The sequence below is a fragment of the Pseudoalteromonas luteoviolacea NCIMB 1944 genome (assembly GCF_001625565.1).
GTDB lineage: Bacteria > Pseudomonadota > Gammaproteobacteria > Enterobacterales > Alteromonadaceae > Pseudoalteromonas > Pseudoalteromonas luteoviolacea_F.
Genome location: NZ_AUXS01000036.1, coordinates 86,163 through 105,507 on the forward strand (window position 1 = coordinate 86,163; position 19,345 = coordinate 105,507).

General features: G+C 41.6%; 15 protein-coding genes. 12 read left to right on the forward strand and 3 right to left on the reverse strand.

What is annotated here, in order from left to right:
* The first annotated feature begins 9 nt into the window (after window positions 1-9).
* From N483_RS13440 to adk, 3 genes are all read left to right on the forward strand, one after another.
* Window positions 10-630, forward strand: a complete 621-nt coding sequence (locus N483_RS13440; protein ID WP_023399286.1) for a bifunctional 4-hydroxy-2-oxoglutarate aldolase/2-dehydro-3-deoxy-phosphogluconate aldolase — start codon at window positions 10-12, stop codon at window positions 628-630.
* Window positions 631-646: 16 nt separating this feature from the next.
* The gene (gene gap / locus N483_RS13445) at window positions 647-1,651 is read left to right on the forward strand and encodes a type I glyceraldehyde-3-phosphate dehydrogenase (protein WP_023399287.1); all 1,005 of its coding nucleotides are present in this window, start codon (window positions 647-649) and stop codon (window positions 1,649-1,651) included.
* Window positions 1,652-1,984: 333 nt separating this feature from the next.
* Window positions 1,985-2,629, forward strand: coding sequence for an adenylate kinase (gene adk, locus N483_RS13450; protein ID WP_023399288.1), 645 nt, complete (start codon window positions 1,985-1,987; stop codon window positions 2,627-2,629).
* Window positions 2,630-2,823: 194 nt separating this feature from the next.
* Here adk and N483_RS13455 read toward each other — a convergent pair whose 3' ends face one another.
* Window positions 2,824-5,052, reverse strand: coding sequence for a GGDEF domain-containing phosphodiesterase (locus N483_RS13455; protein WP_155250759.1), 2,229 nt, complete (start codon window positions 5,050-5,052; stop codon window positions 2,824-2,826).
* A 319-nt stretch (window positions 5,053-5,371) separates the two neighbouring features.
* Here N483_RS13455 and tmk point away from each other — a divergent pair, with 319 nt between their 5' ends.
* The 6 genes from tmk (at window position 5,372) to N483_RS13485 (ending at window position 13,682) form a co-directional block, all read left to right on the forward strand.
* Entirely contained in the window at window positions 5,372-6,004 is a 633-nt protein-coding gene (gene tmk, locus N483_RS13460; RefSeq protein WP_023399290.1) for a dTMP kinase, read from the forward strand.
* A gap of 31 nt (window positions 6,005-6,035) precedes the next feature.
* A complete protein-coding gene (holB, locus tag N483_RS13465; protein WP_023399291.1) occupies window positions 6,036-6,947 on the forward strand; it encodes a DNA polymerase III subunit delta' in 912 nt (303 codons plus the stop codon).
* A gap of 5 nt (window positions 6,948-6,952) precedes the next feature.
* Window positions 6,953-7,279: a PilZ domain-containing protein gene (locus N483_RS13470; RefSeq protein WP_023399292.1), complete on the forward strand. Its 327-nt coding sequence runs from the start codon at window positions 6,953-6,955 to the stop codon at window positions 7,277-7,279.
* 10 nt (window positions 7,280-7,289) lie between these two features.
* Window positions 7,290-8,087, forward strand: a complete 798-nt coding sequence (locus N483_RS13475; RefSeq protein ID WP_023399293.1) for a TatD family hydrolase — start codon at window positions 7,290-7,292, stop codon at window positions 8,085-8,087.
* Between the two features lie 25 nt (window positions 8,088-8,112).
* Window positions 8,113-9,912 (forward strand): PhoD-like phosphatase, encoded by a 1,800-nt coding sequence (locus N483_RS13480; protein ID WP_023399294.1) that lies wholly within the window; start codon window positions 8,113-8,115, stop codon window positions 9,910-9,912.
* Window positions 9,913-9,986: 74 nt separating this feature from the next.
* Window positions 9,987-13,682, forward strand: coding sequence for a two-component regulator propeller domain-containing protein (locus N483_RS13485; protein ID WP_231105461.1), 3,696 nt, complete (start codon window positions 9,987-9,989; stop codon window positions 13,680-13,682).
* A 49-nt stretch (window positions 13,683-13,731) separates the two neighbouring features.
* Here N483_RS13485 and N483_RS13490 read toward each other — a convergent pair whose 3' ends face one another.
* Window positions 13,732-14,478 carry a hypothetical protein gene (locus tag N483_RS13490; protein ID WP_023399296.1) on the reverse strand — a complete coding sequence of 249 codons (747 nt, stop codon included), beginning with the start codon at window positions 14,476-14,478 and terminating at the stop codon, window positions 13,732-13,734.
* 335 nt (window positions 14,479-14,813) lie between these two features.
* Here N483_RS13490 and N483_RS13495 point away from each other — a divergent pair, with 335 nt between their 5' ends.
* Window positions 14,814-14,996 (forward strand): hypothetical protein, encoded by a 183-nt coding sequence (locus N483_RS13495; RefSeq protein ID WP_036976119.1) that lies wholly within the window; start codon window positions 14,814-14,816, stop codon window positions 14,994-14,996.
* Window positions 14,997-15,929 (forward strand): N-acyl amino acid synthase FeeM domain-containing protein, encoded by a 933-nt coding sequence (locus N483_RS13500; protein ID WP_023399297.1) that lies wholly within the window; start codon window positions 14,997-14,999, stop codon window positions 15,927-15,929.
* 62 nt (window positions 15,930-15,991) lie between these two features.
* On the opposite strand, the gene metG is transcribed toward N483_RS13500, so the two are convergent.
* The gene (metG, locus tag N483_RS13505) at window positions 15,992-18,016 is read right to left on the reverse strand and encodes a methionine--tRNA ligase (RefSeq protein ID WP_023399298.1); all 2,025 of its coding nucleotides are present in this window, start codon (window positions 18,014-18,016) and stop codon (window positions 15,992-15,994) included.
* Between the two features lie 191 nt (window positions 18,017-18,207).
* Here metG and apbC point away from each other — a divergent pair, with 191 nt between their 5' ends.
* A complete protein-coding gene (gene apbC, locus N483_RS13510; RefSeq protein ID WP_023399299.1) occupies window positions 18,208-19,281 on the forward strand; it encodes an iron-sulfur cluster carrier protein ApbC in 1,074 nt (357 codons plus the stop codon).
* Window positions 19,282-19,345: the final 64 nt, after the last annotated feature.

The following is a 19,345-nucleotide window of genomic DNA, read 5'->3' on the forward strand; positions in this document are numbered from 1 at the left end:
GAGGTAAATATGAAAATACAAGAAATCTTATCGGCAGCACCCGTGGTTCCGGTAATTGTTATAGAAGAATTAGAAGATGCAATTCCTTTGGCACGTGCGCTTTACAATGGTGGTTTACGTGCCCTTGAAGTGACTTTGAGAACGCCTGTTGCTGCGGAAGCGGTAAAGCAAATTAAAGAAGCGATACCAGAAGCATATGTTGGAACTGGTACTGTGGTCGACAAAGCATCTTTTGAGGCGTCTGTGAACGCAGGGGCAGATTTTATGGTGAGTCCGGGTGTGAGCTCTGAACTACTAGAGCTGGCAAAAAGCACGGATATCCCGTTCTTACCAGGCGCTGCGACACCAAGCGAAGCAATGGAGCTTGCAGCTCACGGTTTTAAATTCTTGAAGTTTTTCCCAGCAGAAGCTGCTGGTGGTGCGCCAATGCTTAAGTCGATTGGTGGACCTCTACCGCAAGTGACATTTTGTCCTACCGGTGGAATATCGCTAGAAAGCGCGCCTAAATATCTGGCATTAAATAATGTAGTTTGTGTTGGCGGTACTTGGATGTTGGATAAATCGCTAATTGCAAATAAAGACTGGCAAGCCATCGAAGCGCTTGCAAAACAAGCAAGTGAAGTTAAATAATTAGGGGAATGTAATCATGATCAACATCGCAATTAATGGCTATGGCCGCATCGGTCGCAACGTACTACGTGCACTTTACGAATCAGGTCAGAACGACCAAATTAGAATTGTTGCAATTAATGACTTAGCACCAGCAGAGACCAACGCACACTTGACACAGTTTGATTCTGTACACGGTCGCTTTAATGAAAAACTGACACTTGCTGGTAACACATTAGTTATCGGAAACGATGAAATCGCATTGACGCAAGAGCGTGACCCAGCAAATTTACCGTGGAAAGCATTGAACGTTGATATCGTTCTCGAGTGTACAGGCATTTTCACTTCTCGCGATGCTGCCGCTAAGCATATTGAAGCGGGTGCTAAGAAGGTGATCGTATCAGCTCCAGGTACGGATCTGGATGCGACAGTGGTTCACGGTGTGAACAGCGATGTTTTGAATGAAAACAGCAACATTATTTCGAATGCATCATGTACAACAAACTGTCTTGCGCCTGTTGCCAAAGCATTGAACGATGTAGTTGGTATTGAGCAGGGCAGTATGACAACAATTCATGCATTTACAAATGACCAGAACTTGTGTGATGTATATCACAAAGATTTATATCGTGCTCGTAGCGCAACACAATCAATGATCCCTACTAAAACAGGTGCAGCTAAAGCTGTTGGCCTAGTACTTCCAGAGCTTGCTGGTAAGTTAGATGGTATGGCAGTACGTGTTCCAACAGTAAATGTTTCTCTTGTTGACCTTACTTTTGTAGCGAAACGTGAAACTACTGCCGACGAAGTGAATGAAATTGTAAAGGCTGCTGCTGATGGTGCAATGGCTGGTGTGCTTGAGTACAACACGCTACCACTTGTTTCAATCGACTTTAATCACAACCCTGCATCTTCTGTCTTTGATGCAACGCAAACAAAGGTAGAGGGCAAACTGGTTAAAGTTATGGCATGGTATGACAACGAATGGGGTTTCTCAAACCGCATGCTTGACCAAGTTAAAGCTCTAGGTGCATTTCTGTAACACTTGGTAAAATAATAAATTTAAAACCCCGCGAGTTAGCGGGGTTTTTTGTATTTGTCTTATGTGCAATGTTAAGTACGACAATCAGAATATGGCAATAAGGTAAGTACAGCGCACGATAATCTTTGATGAGAAATATAAGATAGCAAGCTGCTTCCAAAATATATCGATAATTGCATGGTTTTTAAGCAATCGGATGGTAGATGTTTGATCTATCCCCACACAGGGACAAATCCTCTAATCAATTGGTATAAGTGACTTGAGAATCAACGCGCAATATGAAAAAATTCCAAACAATTAAAATACAGTAAACTCAGAATCGAGGAACATAATATGCGCATTATCCTTTTAGGCGCGCCTGGTGCTGGTAAAGGCACTCAAGCTCAATTTCTTATGGAAAAATTTGGTATCCCTCAAATCTCGACTGGCGATATGCTTCGTGCTGCAATCAGCGAAGGTACACCACTAGGTCTTGAAGCAAAAAAAGTGATGGATGCTGGCCAGCTAGTTTCTGATGAAATTATCATTGGTCTAGTAAAAGAGCGTATTGCAAAGCCTGATTGTGAGAAAGGTTTCCTTCTAGATGGTTTCCCACGCACAATTCCTCAAGCTGATGCAATGAAAGAAAATGCAATCAACATCGACCATGTAATTGAATTTGATGTTGCAGATGAGATCATTGTAGAGCGCATGGGTGGCCGTCGCGTACACCCTGGTTCTGGCCGTGTTTATCATGTTGTATACAACCCACCTAAGGTTGAAGGCAAAGATGACGAAACTGGTGAAGACCTAATTATCCGTGCAGATGACACTGAAGAAACTGTTCGTAAGCGTTTAGGTATTTATCATGACCAGACAAGACCACTTGTTGACTACTACAACAAAGAAGCTGAAGCTGGCAATACTAAATACCACAAGCTAGACGGCACTCAAGCGGTTGACGCTGTAAGCCAACAACTTGGCGAGCTACTCGGTTAATATTTTAATTAATCGAGAAAGCAATAACCCAGTTACTTTGTGACTGGGTTTTTTTGTTTCATTACAAATAAAAATGCCAGAGCTGGTCAAAAAGTTACGCCCGAAACTCGAGCGTAAATAAATCCAAGGGGGGAGTTCAAATGCCAAATAGGTATTATTTGACATGCACATTTAACAATATTTGTATGACTAAATTATGACAGGGCTTTATTGTTTGTTGCTAATAGACTGAGATCTAGCATATTTGCACTGCAAGGCTTACTAAACCAATAGCCCTGAAACTCTGTAATACCTAGTTTAGATAGCCTCTCGAAATCCTCTTGAGTCTCTACACCCTCGGCAAGTAAGGCAATTTGCATGTTCTCACAAATAGTCTTCAGTCCCAGTAATAATGAGCGTTGCTTTTTAAGGTCAGTGATATCCGTCAACAGACTTCTGTCTAATTTTAGGCGTTGTATTGGACATTCTAAGACGCGTGCAATGTTGGAATACCCTGTACCAAAATCATCAATACTCAACATGAAGCCAAGCTCATTGAGTTTATCCATGACATGGTTGTGGTCGTCGGCAAAACTATATTCTGTTAATTCAAGTTCAATGGATTGAGGTGCGACGCCATACTTACTGGTGATCCCCTGTATTTGCGAAATAAAATGAGGATCCTCAATGTCTCTTGAGCTGATATTAATGGCTACAGGTACGTTTATTTCGGGGTTGGCAGTTATGAACTGACAAACCTTGTCGAGCATTGTGCGCGTGACATGGCTTACCAGCCCGAACTCTTCAGCGATGGGAATGAACTGTGAGGGAGGTACCCAACCTAGCAAACTATTGTGCCATCTTGCCAGTGCTTCGTAGCCGATAATATTTTTCTGAATATCGTGTTTGCTTTGCAAATAAAGCTTCAACTCTCCCAGCTCTATTGATTTTTCAAGCAGTAATGCCATTTCATGCCTAGCAAGGGTTTGCCTACGTGTCAGTTGGTCAAATACTGTAATCATTTGATTAGGTGCACGGAGTTCACAAGCTTGAAGGGCACTTTTTAATAGTCTTTCCGCGATGTAACCATGCTCAGGGTAGGTGGCGATACCAATTGCATATTTTGAATGGAATTGATGTTGACCCAGTTTAATCCAAAAATCTAATTGCTTGTGCCAGCGATTTGCAATGTCTTTGAGAGGGCCTTTTGCTTCAACTAAAATAGCAATGCGGCCAGCGCCAATATACGCAATTTGATCTAACAACTCTGCGTCTTGTTCAACCAATTGGTTAATTCGTGCGTAAAGCGTACGGTGCTGTTCACCGTCTATCATATAATCCAGTACGTGCTTATTGAGGTTGTCAGCTATTAAAAGTGCGAACGGCTCGCCTCTGTCTATATGCGCCTGTAGTTGTTCCAATAACCAGGTTTTGTTTGGCAAATTGGTGGCTTTATCGAAGTACTTTGCTTGCTGGTGTGCGACATCTAGCGTTAATAAGTCTTGCTGCAATTGTTGCTGATCAGAAACATCCTGAAGGTACCATGCCTTAATATCATTTGAATGCTGTTCCTGAGCCGCAATTTCGATACATTTGTCATCTACTTCGAACGTTTTAGGCAAAGCTTCTATGAGATCGTTGTCATAGGTTAAATACTCTACATTATCTGGCGTTATTCTGTTTAATGGCAGTGGTAGAGGTTGTGTTTGAATACTTAGAAGACGTTTTGCCTTATCATTCGCTTCTACAACATTTAGCTGGTTATCGACCAAAATAATGGCGTTAAACGACTTTTGAAAAAAGCGCTGATAAATTTGCTTTTGCGATTTTAGCAATGTGTTGTTTTCATGCATGTGCTTGTTTAAGCGATTGGCTGCTAGACTGGTTCGCCAAACCGCCAGAGGGATGCAGCAGTTCAAGAAGAAAAACAACAACAGTTGGATATGCAATATCGCATCGACATACATTCGCTGCCCCTTTGGAACGATAGAGATATCGATATTTTTTAGTATCAAAATAAATGGGACAATATTGAGCGCTGCGTAAAATATTGCTGTTCTCTTACCAACGAGTATTAGTGCGATGATAGGTGTGATGTAAACAAATATGGAGCCCAAATGCGCAAGTTCTAGGCTAGGAATAAAAAGTTTGATCATTATGCCTGCGACTACGATGCAGACGAGCAACAAATGAGCGGTAATGAAAAATGTATGGCTACTTAAAAACAACAGTGCACCAAGGGTAAGGGTAAAGCCTGTAGTCAGTGCGATAACATAGTCTAGGTTATAGTCAATTGCCGTGGGTAAACTGTTGAGGAAAATACCAAAGCAAAGAACTAATCCTGTAGCCAGGATAATACGAAGGGCACTAAGACGCCATGTTGGGACGTTTACACGTGGTTTATGTTCTTCTTCAAGTAAGAAAAATCGGCTTAATGTGCTCAAAACTAAATATTTCGTATTATTATTTTGAACAATACTAAGGTCTAACTGTACACAATTCAATGACAAATCAGCAAAATAAAGACTTAAATCAATTTGATTACGTTGTCATTTTCGAATTACCCATAAATGATTATCAATAGTGGGGAGTTTTTTACTTGCTTTGACCGCTTTGAAAGGGAGCTAGGGGTTTTGAGTTGGTGACGGATGGTGGTCTGCCTGGTTGAGAAGTAAGCAAAAGGTTTTCTACATACTGATAAAGCGCTAAAAAAACGGTAGTATAGCGTTATACAGACTATAAAAAGATTATTTGAGTACAAAGATGAGCAAAGGGTTCATGTTCGTTTGTGATGGCAGTAATGGTGCTGGCAAAACAACAGTTATTAAGGGTATTGAGGCGCATCTAATTTCAAAAGGGTATGAAGTCGTTTTGACTCGGGAGCCTGGCGGAACTGAAATTGGGGAGAAAATTAGAGAAGTCATTTTAGACCCGAATACACCTCAAATGACAGATTTAGCAGAGCTGATGCTGTTTGGCGCTGCTCGAGCACAACATATAGAAGAAAAAATAAAGCCAGCGCTAGAAGCGGGTAAAATCGTAATATCTGATCGTTTTGATGCCGCTACTTTTAGTTTTCAGCATTATGCAAGAGGCATTGACCTGTCAGTTATAAAAACCATAAATGACTTAGCATTAAACGGCTTTAAACCTGACCTTAATATTATCTTAGATCTTGATCCTGAAATCGGCTTGCAGCGTGTCCAGCAAAGAGGTGAAGGTCTAGATCGCTTGGAAGTTGAAAAACTCGACTTTTTAAAGAGAGCACGTGATGGTTACTTGATTCAGGCAAAGGCGGCTCCGGAATCTTTTACAGTAATAGACGCAAGTTATTCAGCAGAAGATGTACTCGCGCAATGTTTACAGGCAGTCGATGCCCGAATGGCACAAAAGTAATGACGTATGTTTGTAAAAAAGGCGTAGCATAATGTACCCTTGGCTAGAACCAGTGCAATTTAGAATGCAAGAAAGCTTTGCCAGAAGTCGTTTTCATCATGCGCAGCTGATCCATGGGTTACAAGGGGTGGGCAAGAGTGAGTTATCTCGCGCATTAAGTGAAGGGTTATTATGTGTCAATAGTGTCGAGGCGCTGTCGAGTTGCGGTGTATGTAAAAGCTGCTTGTTAATAAAGGCGCAAAATCACCCTGATTTACTCTATCTTTCGGCTGACTCAAGCAGTATTGGAGTCGATGAAATCAGGACGCTTAACGAATTTGTTTTCCATTCTGCGCAGCAAGGTGGGAACAAAGTAGTCGTTATTGAGCAAATCGAAAAAATGACTGAATCGGCTGCTAACGCCCTTCTAAAAACACTCGAAGAGCCAGCGGCAAAACGATATATCCTGATGACTTGTAATGATGTATCTAAAGTAAAGGCAACGGTATTGAGTCGTTGCAATCAAGTCCAAGTGTCTATAACAGACAAACGCGTTTCACAGCAGTGGTTAGCGGAGCAGGGGATCTCCAGCAGTGCGTACCCTTGGGTTGATATTTTCTCAGATCAACCCTTATTGCTAAGCAAATGGGCACAGCTAGAAGTCATTTCTGAAGTGGATTACCTGTGGAAAGTTTCCCATGATATTGCTAGCATTTCTGATGTAAATGCACTAGAAACGACGCTTACAAAAGATGCATCCTTATTATCGGTGTTTGCGCGTTTTCTAATGCAGGTGATTAAACAGCAACTCACGGCTCAAAACATTGGGTTTGTTCAATTTCACAATTGCACTGTGCAAATTGAAAAATACATGTCCGATCATCACAGGATTTTGGGCATTAATAAAACATTGAGTCTGTCTAATTTGGTGTTTGGGCTACAGCGAGTATTAAAACAGGATTGAATACAGTGCAAGAACTATTAGTTGATATCGAAGACAACGACGAGCTTTATCGAAGCTACATGCCTTATTTGAAAAACGGTGGGATATTTGTTAAAACCAATAGTCGTTTCGATATGGGGACGCCGATCTCAATGAGAATAATGTTGCCTGATGCGCTTGAAGAAGAGGAAGTAACAGGCAAGGTTGTTTGGATCACACCACAGGGTGCACAAAACTCGAATCCGCCTGGTGTAGGTGTGTGCTTTGATGCCGAGTTTGAGCTGGTAAATGATAAAATAGTAAAAATGTTGGGTACTGCGCTCAATCTTGATAAACCAACCTATACGATGTAAGAAAGTAGTAATGATAGTAGATTCACATTGTCACCTTGACCGCTTAGATTTTGATAAATTAAAGAGCGAGCTGCCAGAAATATTACAAGCTGCCCGCGATAAGCAAGTAGAGCACTTTCTGTGTGTTAGTGTTACGTTAGATCAATTTCCAAATATGTTACGCGTAATCGAACCCTTTGATGATGTGTCTGCTTCATGTGGCGTTCATCCGCTAAATCAAGAGGAGGCTTTAGATAAAGCTCAGTTGTTGTCGTTGGCGCAGCACGACCGCGTGGTTGCAATCGGTGAGACAGGACTAGATTACTACTACGCTAAGGACACTCACAAAGTTCAGCAGGACAGCTTTGCAGGGCACATTGATGTTGCCAATGAGCTCAATAAGCCACTCATAATTCATACGCGTGATGCCCGTCAAGATACCATTGACATTATGAAAGCTCACAATGCGCAAAATTGCGGCGGAGTTTTACATTGCTTTACTGAAGACTGGAATATGGCGAAAAAAGCGATAGATATGGGCTTTTATATTTCAATATCAGGGATTGTGACGTTTAAAAATGCAGTAGAGTTGCAAGAGGTTGTTAAAAAGCTGCCTCTAGATAGACTGTTAATTGAAACAGACTCTCCTTATTTAGCGCCTGTTCCGCACCGTGGTAAAACTAATCAGCCAGCCTATGTACAGGACGTCGCTTATTTTATTGCTGACCTAAAAGGTTTATCGTTCAAAGAGCTGGCTCACGCGACGACCCACAACTTCTATCAGTTATTTAGCCTAGCAAGTCGTAATCGAATCAGTGAATCAAGCTAATCTACCTCTATTCCTCTGCGGGCCAATGGTCCGTAGAGCAGAACCTCACCTTATTAGTTTTCAGTTTGTTACGACTAAACTGGTTAATCTGGTTGTGGAGTTTGCTGGCTATAAAACAGCTGTTGAGCAAACCAATATACAGCTTGGGGAGGCGTTATATCTCATATTTCTGAACGTCCGTCCGCAAGGACAAGCGTTTTCAACGGATATAGAATTGCCGTATGAAGTATATAACAACACGGTTGCTGTTGACCTTTCTCGGTTTAGTTATCAGGCGTCGCCAACATTAATTGTTCCTAAGGTGCTCACTCATGTTCTACATGGTTCTTGCAGAAACCCGCATCACCCTAGCAAGGATAGTTTGGCAGAAGCCGATGCCTATGTCGCCAACAGCTATAAAAATAGCGATGAACGTCCTAGCTTGTTAATTTTATCCGGCGATCAAGTTTACGCCGATGATGTTGCAGGCCCTATGCTTGTGGCTGTGCATCAATTGATAAGTGTACTTGGGATATACAAAGAACTGCCCTTGGAGCTGTCTTTGCCCAGCGAGTTGGCATCGCAATTATATATACGAGATGGACACCTGCCAAAGGAGCCTTGGCAAAATCGAAGCAAACTAACGCTAGGCTACTGGACCCGTAAAGATGAGCCGCATTTTTCAAGTGTAAAAGCGGGTAATCACCTAATCTCTTTTGAAGAGTTTGTCGCTTTTTATATTCTGAATTTTAGCTCTGAGGCTTGGAAGTTAGTAGAACCTTTTGGCTTTAAAAGCGACACTCTCAACGCGAAAAATCAAACATTATTTGAGGCTGAATCAAGAGCATTAACAGACTATATTGCCACACTCCCTAAAGTGGAAAGGTTAATGGCGAATATTTCTACATTGATGATGTTTGATGATCATGACGTCACAGATGATTGGAATTTAACACCGAGGTGGGAGCAAAACGTCGCTAACTCTTCCGTTAGTAAGCGTATCATTAATAATGGCTTGATTGCATATTGGTTGTTTCAAGGGCTAGGCAACGACGCCCAGAGCGTCTCGGGTGACTTACTTCCTGGTTTTTTAAAATCTTTTCAAAATGATGTATGGCAATTTGATAAGTTTGACAGAGCTATAAATCGGTTTGGTCAATGGCACTATTGCTTGGATACAACGCCAAAAGTCGTGGTGATCGATACGCGCACGCATAGGTGGCGTAGTGAACAGGATTTTGATGAACCGAGTGGTTTGATGGACTGGGAAAGCCTAATGGATTTACAGGATGTATTAATCCATCACGAAAGTGTTTTATTAGTGAGTCCTGCACCTGTTTTTGGTGTAAAAATTATTGAAACCATTCAGGCAATTTTTAACACCTGCGGTGAACCTTTGGCAGTTGACGTAGAGAACTGGATGGCTCACGAAGGCGCAGCAAGAAAGCTTATCGACATATTTAAACGTGAAGATACGCCCAAAGAGACAATAATTCTCTCTGGAGATGTGCACTATTCGTTTTGCTTTTCTGTACAGGCAAGATTCGGTCGTCACCACAATCGAATTTGGCAACTGACTGCATCGGGTATTAAAAATGAGTTTCCAAAAGGGTTGCTGGCGATTCTAGAAAAATTGGATATCGCGCTATTCTCGACTTGGAGTCCGTTTAATATATTTACGAAACGCTGGCAGCTAGCTGTGTCAAAACACAAATCTGACTACGGCAATGGGCGCTACTTGGTGTCAGACTCGGCGATAAGCTTAGTGCGTATGGAGGAAGGTAAGCTGAAAAACTACACCTTACTGCATGGCACAGGTGAAGTGACGCAATTCGAACTGAACTAATCACGTAAGTATAGAAGCGCTAAACACAACTTTTGCTATAGTTACCTGTAAGTATAGTGACTTAAGTGGCATTTATGCTATCGATACTGCGCTTTTGTATGATGTGTCTTTGCTGGATATTAAACAATAACCAGAGCAAACGCATACTTTCTGTATGTCTGCTGTCCACTGCGTGTCACGCAGGAGCCAGCCCTGTTTTTACCGACACTTCGCAGATAATGCGCCGCTTCGACTATGAATCTGGGTTGAGCCAAGTAACAATCATGGCACTGACGGAGGACCAATTAGGCTATATTTGGATTGGTACTCAAGCAGGGCTCAATCGCTTTGATGGTCATGAGTTCAAGCAATTTACCAGTAAACAACAAGATCCCAATGCACTAGCCGGTGCATTTGTCACCGGGCTGTGTCACAGTGGAGAAACTGTCTGGATTGCAACAAGTACAGGTTTAAGTGCTTACCACACGGTAACAGGTCGATTTCAAAGCTTTTTGAAAGAAAATTATCAAGCGATCAGCTCTGATCGGGTAAAAAGCCTCAATTGCAGCGGAAACTATATATCGGTTTCAACTGAAAACCACGATTTTTATGTGATAGATAAAGTATCCCTCGTGCCTCAATCCATAAAATTAGAAGGTCGTTTTGCCAGTCATGCAATCACATATAATGGTCAGATTTACTATATCTCTGAGCGTGGTTTTATGACGTTCAGTATGCAATCAAGCAAAAGCGCGTTGCTGCTCGCCGGTGACTTTAAGTACTTGGCTTTACGTGGCGAGCGGGCGTTCTTGATCACAAAAGACAATAAACTGCTTAGCTACGATGTGCTGTACGAGCGTATCTTGTGGGAAATAGAGGTCGGTAGCCAAGCGGGTTTGGAGTTAAATACATTACACATATCGACAGATAAACTGTTTGTAGGAAGTAACTTTGGGGTATACCTATACGACTTAAAAGGTCAATTTAAAAAGCACTGGTTTAAACATGAGGGTCAAGGACTTGGCCTACAAGATAACAGTATTTTGTCCGTCCTTGTCGATAGCAACCAAGACTTGTGGTTTGGAACGGAAACCAGTGGCTTACACTTTATTAGTCAGTTAAGTGAAAACTTTGGGCACGTTAGCGCGTTTAACTACCCTGACAGGTCTCTTCCTGAGCCTGATATCAGAAATTTTGCACTGGATAGATACGACAGGTTGTGGCTGGCCACATCCTCAGGGTTATATTTTTTCGATGGCGCAGGGTTTGAGCAAGCTCAACAAGTATTTCCAAAAGTCTCTGTAATGGAAAGTGCGTTCATTACTAAATTACATATCCAAGGCGAGCATATGTGGATCGCGACACGAGGCTTGGGTATGTACCGTCTGAACATAGACAGCGGGGATTTAATTAATATCATTCCAGATATTGGCAAAGGCCCTGAACTGAGCTTCAATGATATCATTGAGTTTGAAGGCAAGGTATTAATGAGCTCTCGCACTATGGGGCTGCTTTACTTCAACGAAAAAACCAACAAGCTTGAACCCTTTTTGCCTTTTGAAGATAAGGCGCCCAGCCATGTTTCATCACTATTAAAACAAGGTGATGCCCTTATTTTTGGCAGCATTGGAGATGGTCTATTTAAATATGAAGACGGTACGCTTTTGCAGCTAACCATTGCGGACTCATTGGCGTCAAATATTGTATTTATGTTGCAAGAAGATAGTTTTGGCCGTATCTGGGCTGGGAGTGAAACAGGCATTTCGATAGTCGATAGTAACTTTTCCGTTGTTAAGGCGATAAAACGGTCTGATGGTTTGGCAAATAGCGCCATTTGGGCGCTTTTGTATGATAAACAAAATCATATTTGGTTTGGCACCAGTGGCGGATTGTCTCGAATCAATATCCATGACTTTAAAATTGATAACTTTTTTCCGGTAGATGGCGTACAAGGCAACGAGTTTAATTACAACGCAAGTTGGCTCGCTCCTGACGGTCGGGTTTTTATCGGAGGGTCGAACGGGTTTAACCAATTTCACCCAGAAGAGATCAAGATATCTCCAATAATAAGGCCGCTATTAATTTCTAATATTGAATTGTTAGGCCGTACACTTCACCCATCTAACAACAAAGAACTCAAATTGGCCCCAGAGCTGACTACGTATCTTGAACTTGAATATGACCAAGACATTGTTTCACTTCATTACTCAAGTTTGGATTATGGCTCAGAAGGCTTGAGGTTTTTCTATCGTATTTTAGGGCTTAGCGAACAATGGCTTAAGTTGGCCGATGGGGTTAGGCAGATAAACTTACTTAAGTTGGCGCCAGGAAAATATCAAGTACAGGCCTATACCATTAATCGCTTCAACCAAATTTCACCTGTACATCATTTTGACATTAGAATTAATGCGCCTTGGTGGTGGAATGATTATACAAAAGCAGGCTACTTTTTATTGTCGACATTGTTGCTCTTAGTGTGGTTTAGGCAGCGTCAAAAGCGATTTCAGCAGGTAGTTAATGACAATAAAATCATGAACGAATTACAAGAGCGTTTGGAGCTTTCCCTCTGGGCTAGCCAAGATGAGATGTGGGACTGGCACATAAGTACCAACAAAATTTATCGTCATAGTGTTAAACCACGCATCGCGTATGGACAGTGCAAGTCTACCATGTCGGTTCATGATGCTGTTCAGTTCATTCATCCAAAAGATTATATAAGCTGGGAGGAAAAGCTTGAGTCTTGCTTGGAGGGGGAGCAGGATACATATGAAATAGCGATTCGAGTAAAAACTGTTGACGATGATTGGACATGGGTACTTGAACGCGGAAAAGTGGTAAGTAGAGATTGCCATGGTAAGGTGGTACGCCTTGCTGGTGCGCTAAAGGATATTGCAGAGCTCAAAGCGCACCAAAATGCATTGCAATCGTTAAATGAAGGTTTGGAGATTAAAGTTGCAGTTAGAACTGATGAGCTTTATCAAAAAAACCAAAAGCTCGAACAGGCGATGATTGAACTAAAACGCACTCAACAAGAGTTAATTGAAAGTGAAAAAATGGCGTCTTTGGGTAATGTTGTTGCTGGCATTGCCCATGAAATAAATACCCCTTTAGGAATTTCAATAACTGCGATTTCGTACAATCAAGAAAGCCTTAAAACAGTTGCGACCAAACTAGAAAATCAGACATTAAAACAGTCTGAATTGGAGTCATCGATTCAAGAGCAGCAAGAAGGCTATTTGCTTATGAGTCGTAATCTAGATCGTGCTAAAGAGTTAATTAGCAATTTTAAACAAGTTGCGGTTGACCACTCAAGCGAGGTGCAAAGGGAGATTAATGTTAAAGAGTATGTTGAAGATGTCTTTATATCACTCAGCCCTTTGGCAAATGGTAAGCAAATAACGTTGGCAATCGAGGGGGATGGAGAGATAAATGTAAACACTTACCCTGGTGCGTTATATCAAATACTAACCAATTTGTATAACAATACTATTTTGCATGGTTTTGAAGGCAAAGAGGAAGGAGAGGTGAGCGTCAATATTCAACAGCTGGAAGGGAGTTGGTCTTTGACATATAAAGATGATGGAATAGGCATGAATGAGCGAAGCCTAACCACGCTATTTGATCCCTTTGTGACGACAAAACGAAACCAAGGTGGATGTGGGTTAGGAATGCATATTGTTTATAACTTAGTTACTCAGTTATTAAAAGGAGAGATATCAGCTTGGTCGAAGCCTAATAAAGGTTTAGAAATAAAACTAAAAGTGCCAATTACCACTGATAGCCTTGTTTGAATATAGCCCTCCCTCATTAAAATGAGGAAGGGTGTCTAGACTATTTTAATTAATTTATATTAGTCGAAATATCTAAGTTAATATTGTCTTTTGCGATTTTCCAAATTTCAGTTACCCGGGTCGTTCCCCCGGTATTTCGGCAAACAACTTGAGCCGCTATTAATCCAGTTCTGGCATCATATTGGACTGCCTCATTGAAAGATAAGACATCGCTATAAAACCCTTTACTGTGTCTTGAAGCCAAAGAAAGGGGAGAATCACTTTCAATACTAGATGCAAAACAAAAACCATCTGGTTCACTATTATCAATATTTAATATTGCGCTGTAGCTTACATCTTGATAAAACCCTGGATAAAGGTGATCGCCCTCTGACCACAGAGCTGCCTCTATATTACTGTTTAACTTTACTTTTGGAGCGGGCGCCAATTTGTGTCTGAAAAAAGAAACAATGTCTGTGTTACCCGCACATTCTGCTTCAACATATTTTGCACTATATTCGTGACCCTTGGGAATTTCGGCAGTAAGTACTTTTCCCTCGATTCGCATACGAGACAATAGCTTGTCGGTGTTTTCATCATAGATAGCGGCTTTCTGACAAGGTGTGTTATTTAGATAATGCGGTGTGTAGACCCGTATATTATAGGCAGAACTTGACTGCGTGACCATGGCATCGATTGCGCCTTGGTCATAATAGGTTACCCGGCCTGCATTACCATCTGTATCGTAGAATAGGGTTCCAGCCAAACTTTTTGCACTCAATAAAATAGATAAGGGTATTATCATACTAGGTTTCATTTTTCATTCCTTTTACATGTTGTTAATAAATAACCTTACCCTGAGTATAATCAGATGTGAAGCAGTATTTTAATATCTCGATGTTTTATTTAAATCGAAATATAAAAGTATAAAATTAAAATTGCTTTGTAATATTTATTATTTCTATTTTTCAAATGAGAGCGCATTGAACTACAGTTAGATGTGCCCTTAAAATTTCGGCTGAGGCAATATGAAAGAGCAAGAGTCAAGCTCTACGACGCATACTGTGTGTCGGGGTATGTTGCTTGTAAGTATGCATCCGGATTTTTATAAGCTTGTGAGCGAGTAGCTCCAACCAATATCGGAAGCTTTGTTTGCTAGTTCAAGGCGAGGGCGATGCCGGCTTTGGCATAAAGAACCTGCTGTTGCGCAAAGCACTTGAGGTTATCAGTTTAGGTTATGAAAAGGCTGTTATTACTCGGTATTTAATTGCACTTTGCACCAAGGTGAGTATGTCGTTACAGCGACCGTTCAATCAGGTACTAGGGGGAGAGTGAATGCCAATAAAAATCAAGGTTGCAGACACCACAAGTCTGATAGATGAATCTTTCAGGCTTAGATATAAAGTTTTTGTTGAGCAGGAAGGATACATTGAACCTAATTCTCAACAGCGCGTGTTTGATCGTTTTGATGCATTTCCAACCACATTTAATTTGGTCTCTATGCTTGATAACGTAGCTGTAGGTGCTTTTAGGTTAGCCATTGATAGCAGTCAAGGCTTACCAGCAGATAGCTACTATGACTTTAGACAGCATATTCCTGATGGTGCGGTTTTGATGCACGGCGGTATGTTTTGCATTGATCGAGAGTATCGCTCAGGTGGTATGGCAATGGGGCTTATTTTAATGGCCAGCTATCTTGCGATGACAAAAGGGGTGACCCACGTTGTTGCACCAATTAACCCAGCAATAGGTAATATGCTCAAGCGGATAGGTTTTAAACAAGTTGCAGACGAGTTTATGGATCCGCAAGTCAATATTGCAGTTTTGCCGCTTATTTTAGATGTCGCAGAAGTAAAAGATTTTTTTCTTAACTTTATAAGACAAAATGAGTTACATGATTTTCTTTGTGATTATCAAAGGTGGTTTTATAAAGCGGGTGAAACAATCATCTCTGCTGGGACCGAAGGAAATGAAGCATTTGTCATTATTGAAGGCGCTGCGCAAGTACAACTGCCTAATACGGATACTGTTGTAGCGACGGTAGAAGAAGGAGGAATGCTCGGAGAGTTAGCTTTAATTACTGATGAACCGAGGTCGGCAGATGTTATTGCTAAACAAGATGTTGTTGTTATGGTTATCAATAAAGATGTGTTTTTACATCGCTTTATGAATTCACCAGAACATGCATTAAAACTGCTAAAATTACTGGGTAACCGAACACAGGACATGCTCAAACAATTGCAGTTGAAAGATGGCTTAGGGAGTTAGTTGACTCGAAAAGAAAATAAGGACATGAGCACTATGTCATGTCCTAATCGGCGTGTAAGCTATTACATTACTCGCATGCCTGGCTCTGAGCCTTCATCAGGGTTCAGAATATAAATTTCTTTACCGCCAGGACCTGCCGCTAAAACCATGCCTTCAGACATGCCAAAGCGCATCTTGCGAGGTTTCAAATTCGCAACCATGACGGTGAGTTTGCCTTCGATGTCTTCAGGGGCGTACGCAGATTTAATACCAGCAAAGACCTGTCGAGTTTCTCCGCCTAAATCCAGTGTTAGTTTAAGTAACTTTTCAGCGCCTTCGACATGTTCAGCTTTAGCAATTTTAGCTACGCGTAAATCCACTTTTGCAAAATCATTAAATTCGATTTCATCTGCAATAGGCTCTTTAGCTAGCGGGCTATTTGGATCCAAAGCGGGTTTTGCTGGTTCTAAGCTTTCTTTTGAAGCATCTACCATGGCGTTAACCTTATCTAAATCGACGCGTTGCATCAGCGCTTTAAATTTATTGATGTCATGATTAATCAATGGCTCGGCCACGGTTTCCCAGCTTAACTCTGTTGCTAAGAACTGCTCAACATTTGCACTCATACCTGGCAGTACTGGCTTAAGGTACGTCAAGATGATTTTGAACATGTTTAGGCCAAGAGAGCAAACTTGGTGTGCACGCTCTTGCGTAGTTTCATCTTTAATGAGTACCCAAGGTGCTTCAGCATCGATGAATTGGTTTGCTTTATCAGCAAGCGTCATGATTTCACGGATAGCGCGGCTATACTCGCGGTTTTCATAATGGGTCGCAATGGTATCTGACACTGCACTAAATTCAGCCAACAACGCTTCATCCATAATTTCATTGCTAAGTTTGCCAGCAAACTTTTTAGTAATGAAACCCGCACAGCGGCTCGCAATATTTACAACTTTACCTACGAGATCTGAATTTACGCGCTGGGCAAAATCTTCAAGGTTTAAGTCTAAGTCAGTGATACCACTGTTTAGCTTCGCAGCGTAATAATAGCGCAGATATTCAGGGTCCAAATGTTCAAGGTAAGTACGAGCTTTAATGAACGTACCTTTCGACTTTGACATTTTTGCGCCATTTACTGTTACGAAGCCATGTGCGAATACATTGGTTGGCTTTCTAAACTCAGCGCCTTCAAGCATTGCAGGCCAAAACAAGCTGTGGAAATAAATGATGTCTTTGCCGATAAAGTGGTATAGCTCAGCGTCTGAGTCTTTACCCCAGAAAGCGTCAAAATCGATACCGCTTTTATCACACAGATTTTTAAAGCTAGCCATATAGCCAATCGGCGCATCTAGCCACACGTAAAAATATTTACCTGGCGCACCCGGTATTTCGAATCCAAAATAAGGAGCATCACGGCTGATATCCCACTGCTGTAAGCCTTCTGCAAACCATTCTTCCAGCTTATTTGCCATTTCAGCTTGTAGGCTGCCCGAATGTAGCCACTCTTTTAACATGCCTTCGAATGCTGGTAAGTCAAAGAAGAAATGCTCAGAGTCCTTTAATACTGGTGTTGCCCCAGACATTGCAGAGCGTGGCTCTTTCAGCTCAGTAGGGCTGTACGTCGCGCCACAAGCGTCACAGCTATCACCGTTTTGATCCGTAGCGTCACATGTAGGGCAGGTTCCTGTAACAAAGCGATCCGGTAAGAAGATGTTTTTCTCGGGATCAAACAACTGTGAAATCGTACGTTTTTTAATGTGGCCTTTGTCATTTAAGCGTGTATAAATAAGCTCACTTAATGCTTTATTTTCATCGCTGTGTGTGCTGTGGTAATTGTCAAAAACGATATTGAAATCAGCAAAGTCACGTTGTCTTTCTACGCTTACATTCTTGACCATTTCTTCAGGGGTGATGCCCTGCTTTTGTGCATTTAGCATGATTGGCGTGCCGTGTGCGTCATCAGCACAAACATAGTACGCTTCGTGACCACGCATTTTTTGGAAGCGAGACCAAATATCAGTCTGAATGTATTCAAGTAAATGCCCTAAATGAGTTGGGCCATTTGCATATGGTAATGCACTTGTAATGAGAATTTTTCTCTTTGTCATAGTTTTCCCATGGTTAATTAGCCGCTTTGGCTAACGCCAGTGTAACTTTGACTCAATTTGGCGATGAAATTGAGCGCAATTTTTTAGTCCAACTGGATTATGCCCTAATAACGCGATTTTGACTGGTCTTAATTTATCGAATGTTACATAATTCCTGCGTTCTTTTCACCACCTGATGGCGTTTTATTTGTATGTTTGGCATCAAGAAGTTTTTTAGTAAAGAAGATCCAAGACAAACTGAAATTGTGAATATGTTAAATGGCTATCGTAGCGCCATTTTTCCGATGGGAATTCAAAGTGAATGGATTTCATCGATAGAAAAACAAAAGTCAGTTTATCAAATCACAATAACACTTCCTTTTGCTGCGCGTTCGCAACAGTTTGAACTGGAACAGCACCTGCGTAAAGACAACAACATTGACGCCAGCATTAAGATTGAAACAGCCATCCCATCTGCGTATAAATTTAAAAAGATCAAACATATTGTACTAATCGCGTCTGGAAAAGGCGGTGTGGGTAAATCCACGACCGCAGTTAATCTTGCGTTGGCGATGCAAGCTGAAGGAGCAAAAGTAGGATTGTTGGATGCCGACATTTATGGACCCTCAATACCGTCGTTGTTAGGCTTGGTGGGGCAACAACCATCCGCAAAAGATGATAAAACTCTTAACCCTATGCAAAAATATGGCTTGAATACGATGTCTATTGGTTATTTGGTGCCAGCCGAAAATGCCACAGTATGGCGGGGGCCAATGGCATCTCAAGCATTAAACCAGCTTTTAAATGAAACTGATTGGGGTGAACTCGATTATCTAATTGTGGATATGCCTCCAGGAACTGGAGACATTCAATTGACAATGACACAAAAGCTGCCTGCCAGTGGCGCAGTGATTATTACAACGCCGCAAGATCTTGCCTTGGCCGATGCGCAAAAAGGCATAGCGATGTTTTCACAGGTGAATCTGCCTATTATCGGCTTAATAGAAAACATGAGTTATTTTAATTGCCAGCATTGTGGTGGAAAAAATGCGTTGTTTGGCCAAGATGGCGGAAGTGAACTGGCAGCGCGACACGGTGTTCCATTACTTGCAGAAATTCCTTTGGATATTCAAATTCGTGAAGAGTCCGAAAAGGGGCATAATATTATCACTCAAGATACGAAAGTAGCTGAGCACTACACCTATTGCGCACAGCTTTTGGGTAGCATGCTCAATCTTCAATCTTCTGATGCGGCAGGCGTTGAGGTCGTTTTTTCAGATGATTAGGTTCACCTAAAACATCGAATTGAGGGTTTATTTCGTTTAGGAACTGGCAATTGTTTGCGTAGTC

What these genes read in the sequence shown, in the direction of transcription:
- N483_RS13440 (WP_023399286.1), top strand. Translation starts at nt 10, where the DNA reads ATGAAAATACAAGAAATCTTATCGGCAGCACCCGTGGTTCCGGTAATT.
- gap (WP_023399287.1), top strand. Translation starts at nt 647, where the DNA reads ATGATCAACATCGCAATTAATGGCTATGGCCGCATCGGTCGCAACGTA.
- adk (WP_023399288.1), top strand. Translation starts at nt 1,985, where the DNA reads ATGCGCATTATCCTTTTAGGCGCGCCTGGTGCTGGTAAAGGCACTCAA.
- tmk (WP_023399290.1), top strand. Translation starts at nt 5,372, where the DNA reads ATGAGCAAAGGGTTCATGTTCGTTTGTGATGGCAGTAATGGTGCTGGC.
- holB (WP_023399291.1), top strand. Translation starts at nt 6,036, where the DNA reads ATGTACCCTTGGCTAGAACCAGTGCAATTTAGAATGCAAGAAAGCTTT.
- N483_RS13475 (WP_023399293.1), top strand. Translation starts at nt 7,290, where the DNA reads ATGATAGTAGATTCACATTGTCACCTTGACCGCTTAGATTTTGATAAA.
- N483_RS13480 (WP_023399294.1), top strand. Translation starts at nt 8,113, where the DNA reads ATGGTCCGTAGAGCAGAACCTCACCTTATTAGTTTTCAGTTTGTTACG.
- N483_RS13485 (WP_231105461.1), top strand. Translation starts at nt 9,987, where the DNA reads ATGCTATCGATACTGCGCTTTTGTATGATGTGTCTTTGCTGGATATTA.
- N483_RS13490 (WP_023399296.1), bottom strand. Translation starts at nt 14,478, where the DNA reads ATGAAACCTAGTATGATAATACCCTTATCTATTTTATTGAGTGCAAAA.
- N483_RS13500 (WP_023399297.1), top strand. Translation starts at nt 14,997, where the DNA reads ATGCCAATAAAAATCAAGGTTGCAGACACCACAAGTCTGATAGATGAA.
- metG (WP_023399298.1), bottom strand. Translation starts at nt 18,016, where the DNA reads ATGACAAAGAGAAAAATTCTCATTACAAGTGCATTACCATATGCAAAT.
- apbC (WP_023399299.1), top strand. Translation starts at nt 18,208, where the DNA reads ATGTTTGGCATCAAGAAGTTTTTTAGTAAAGAAGATCCAAGACAAACT.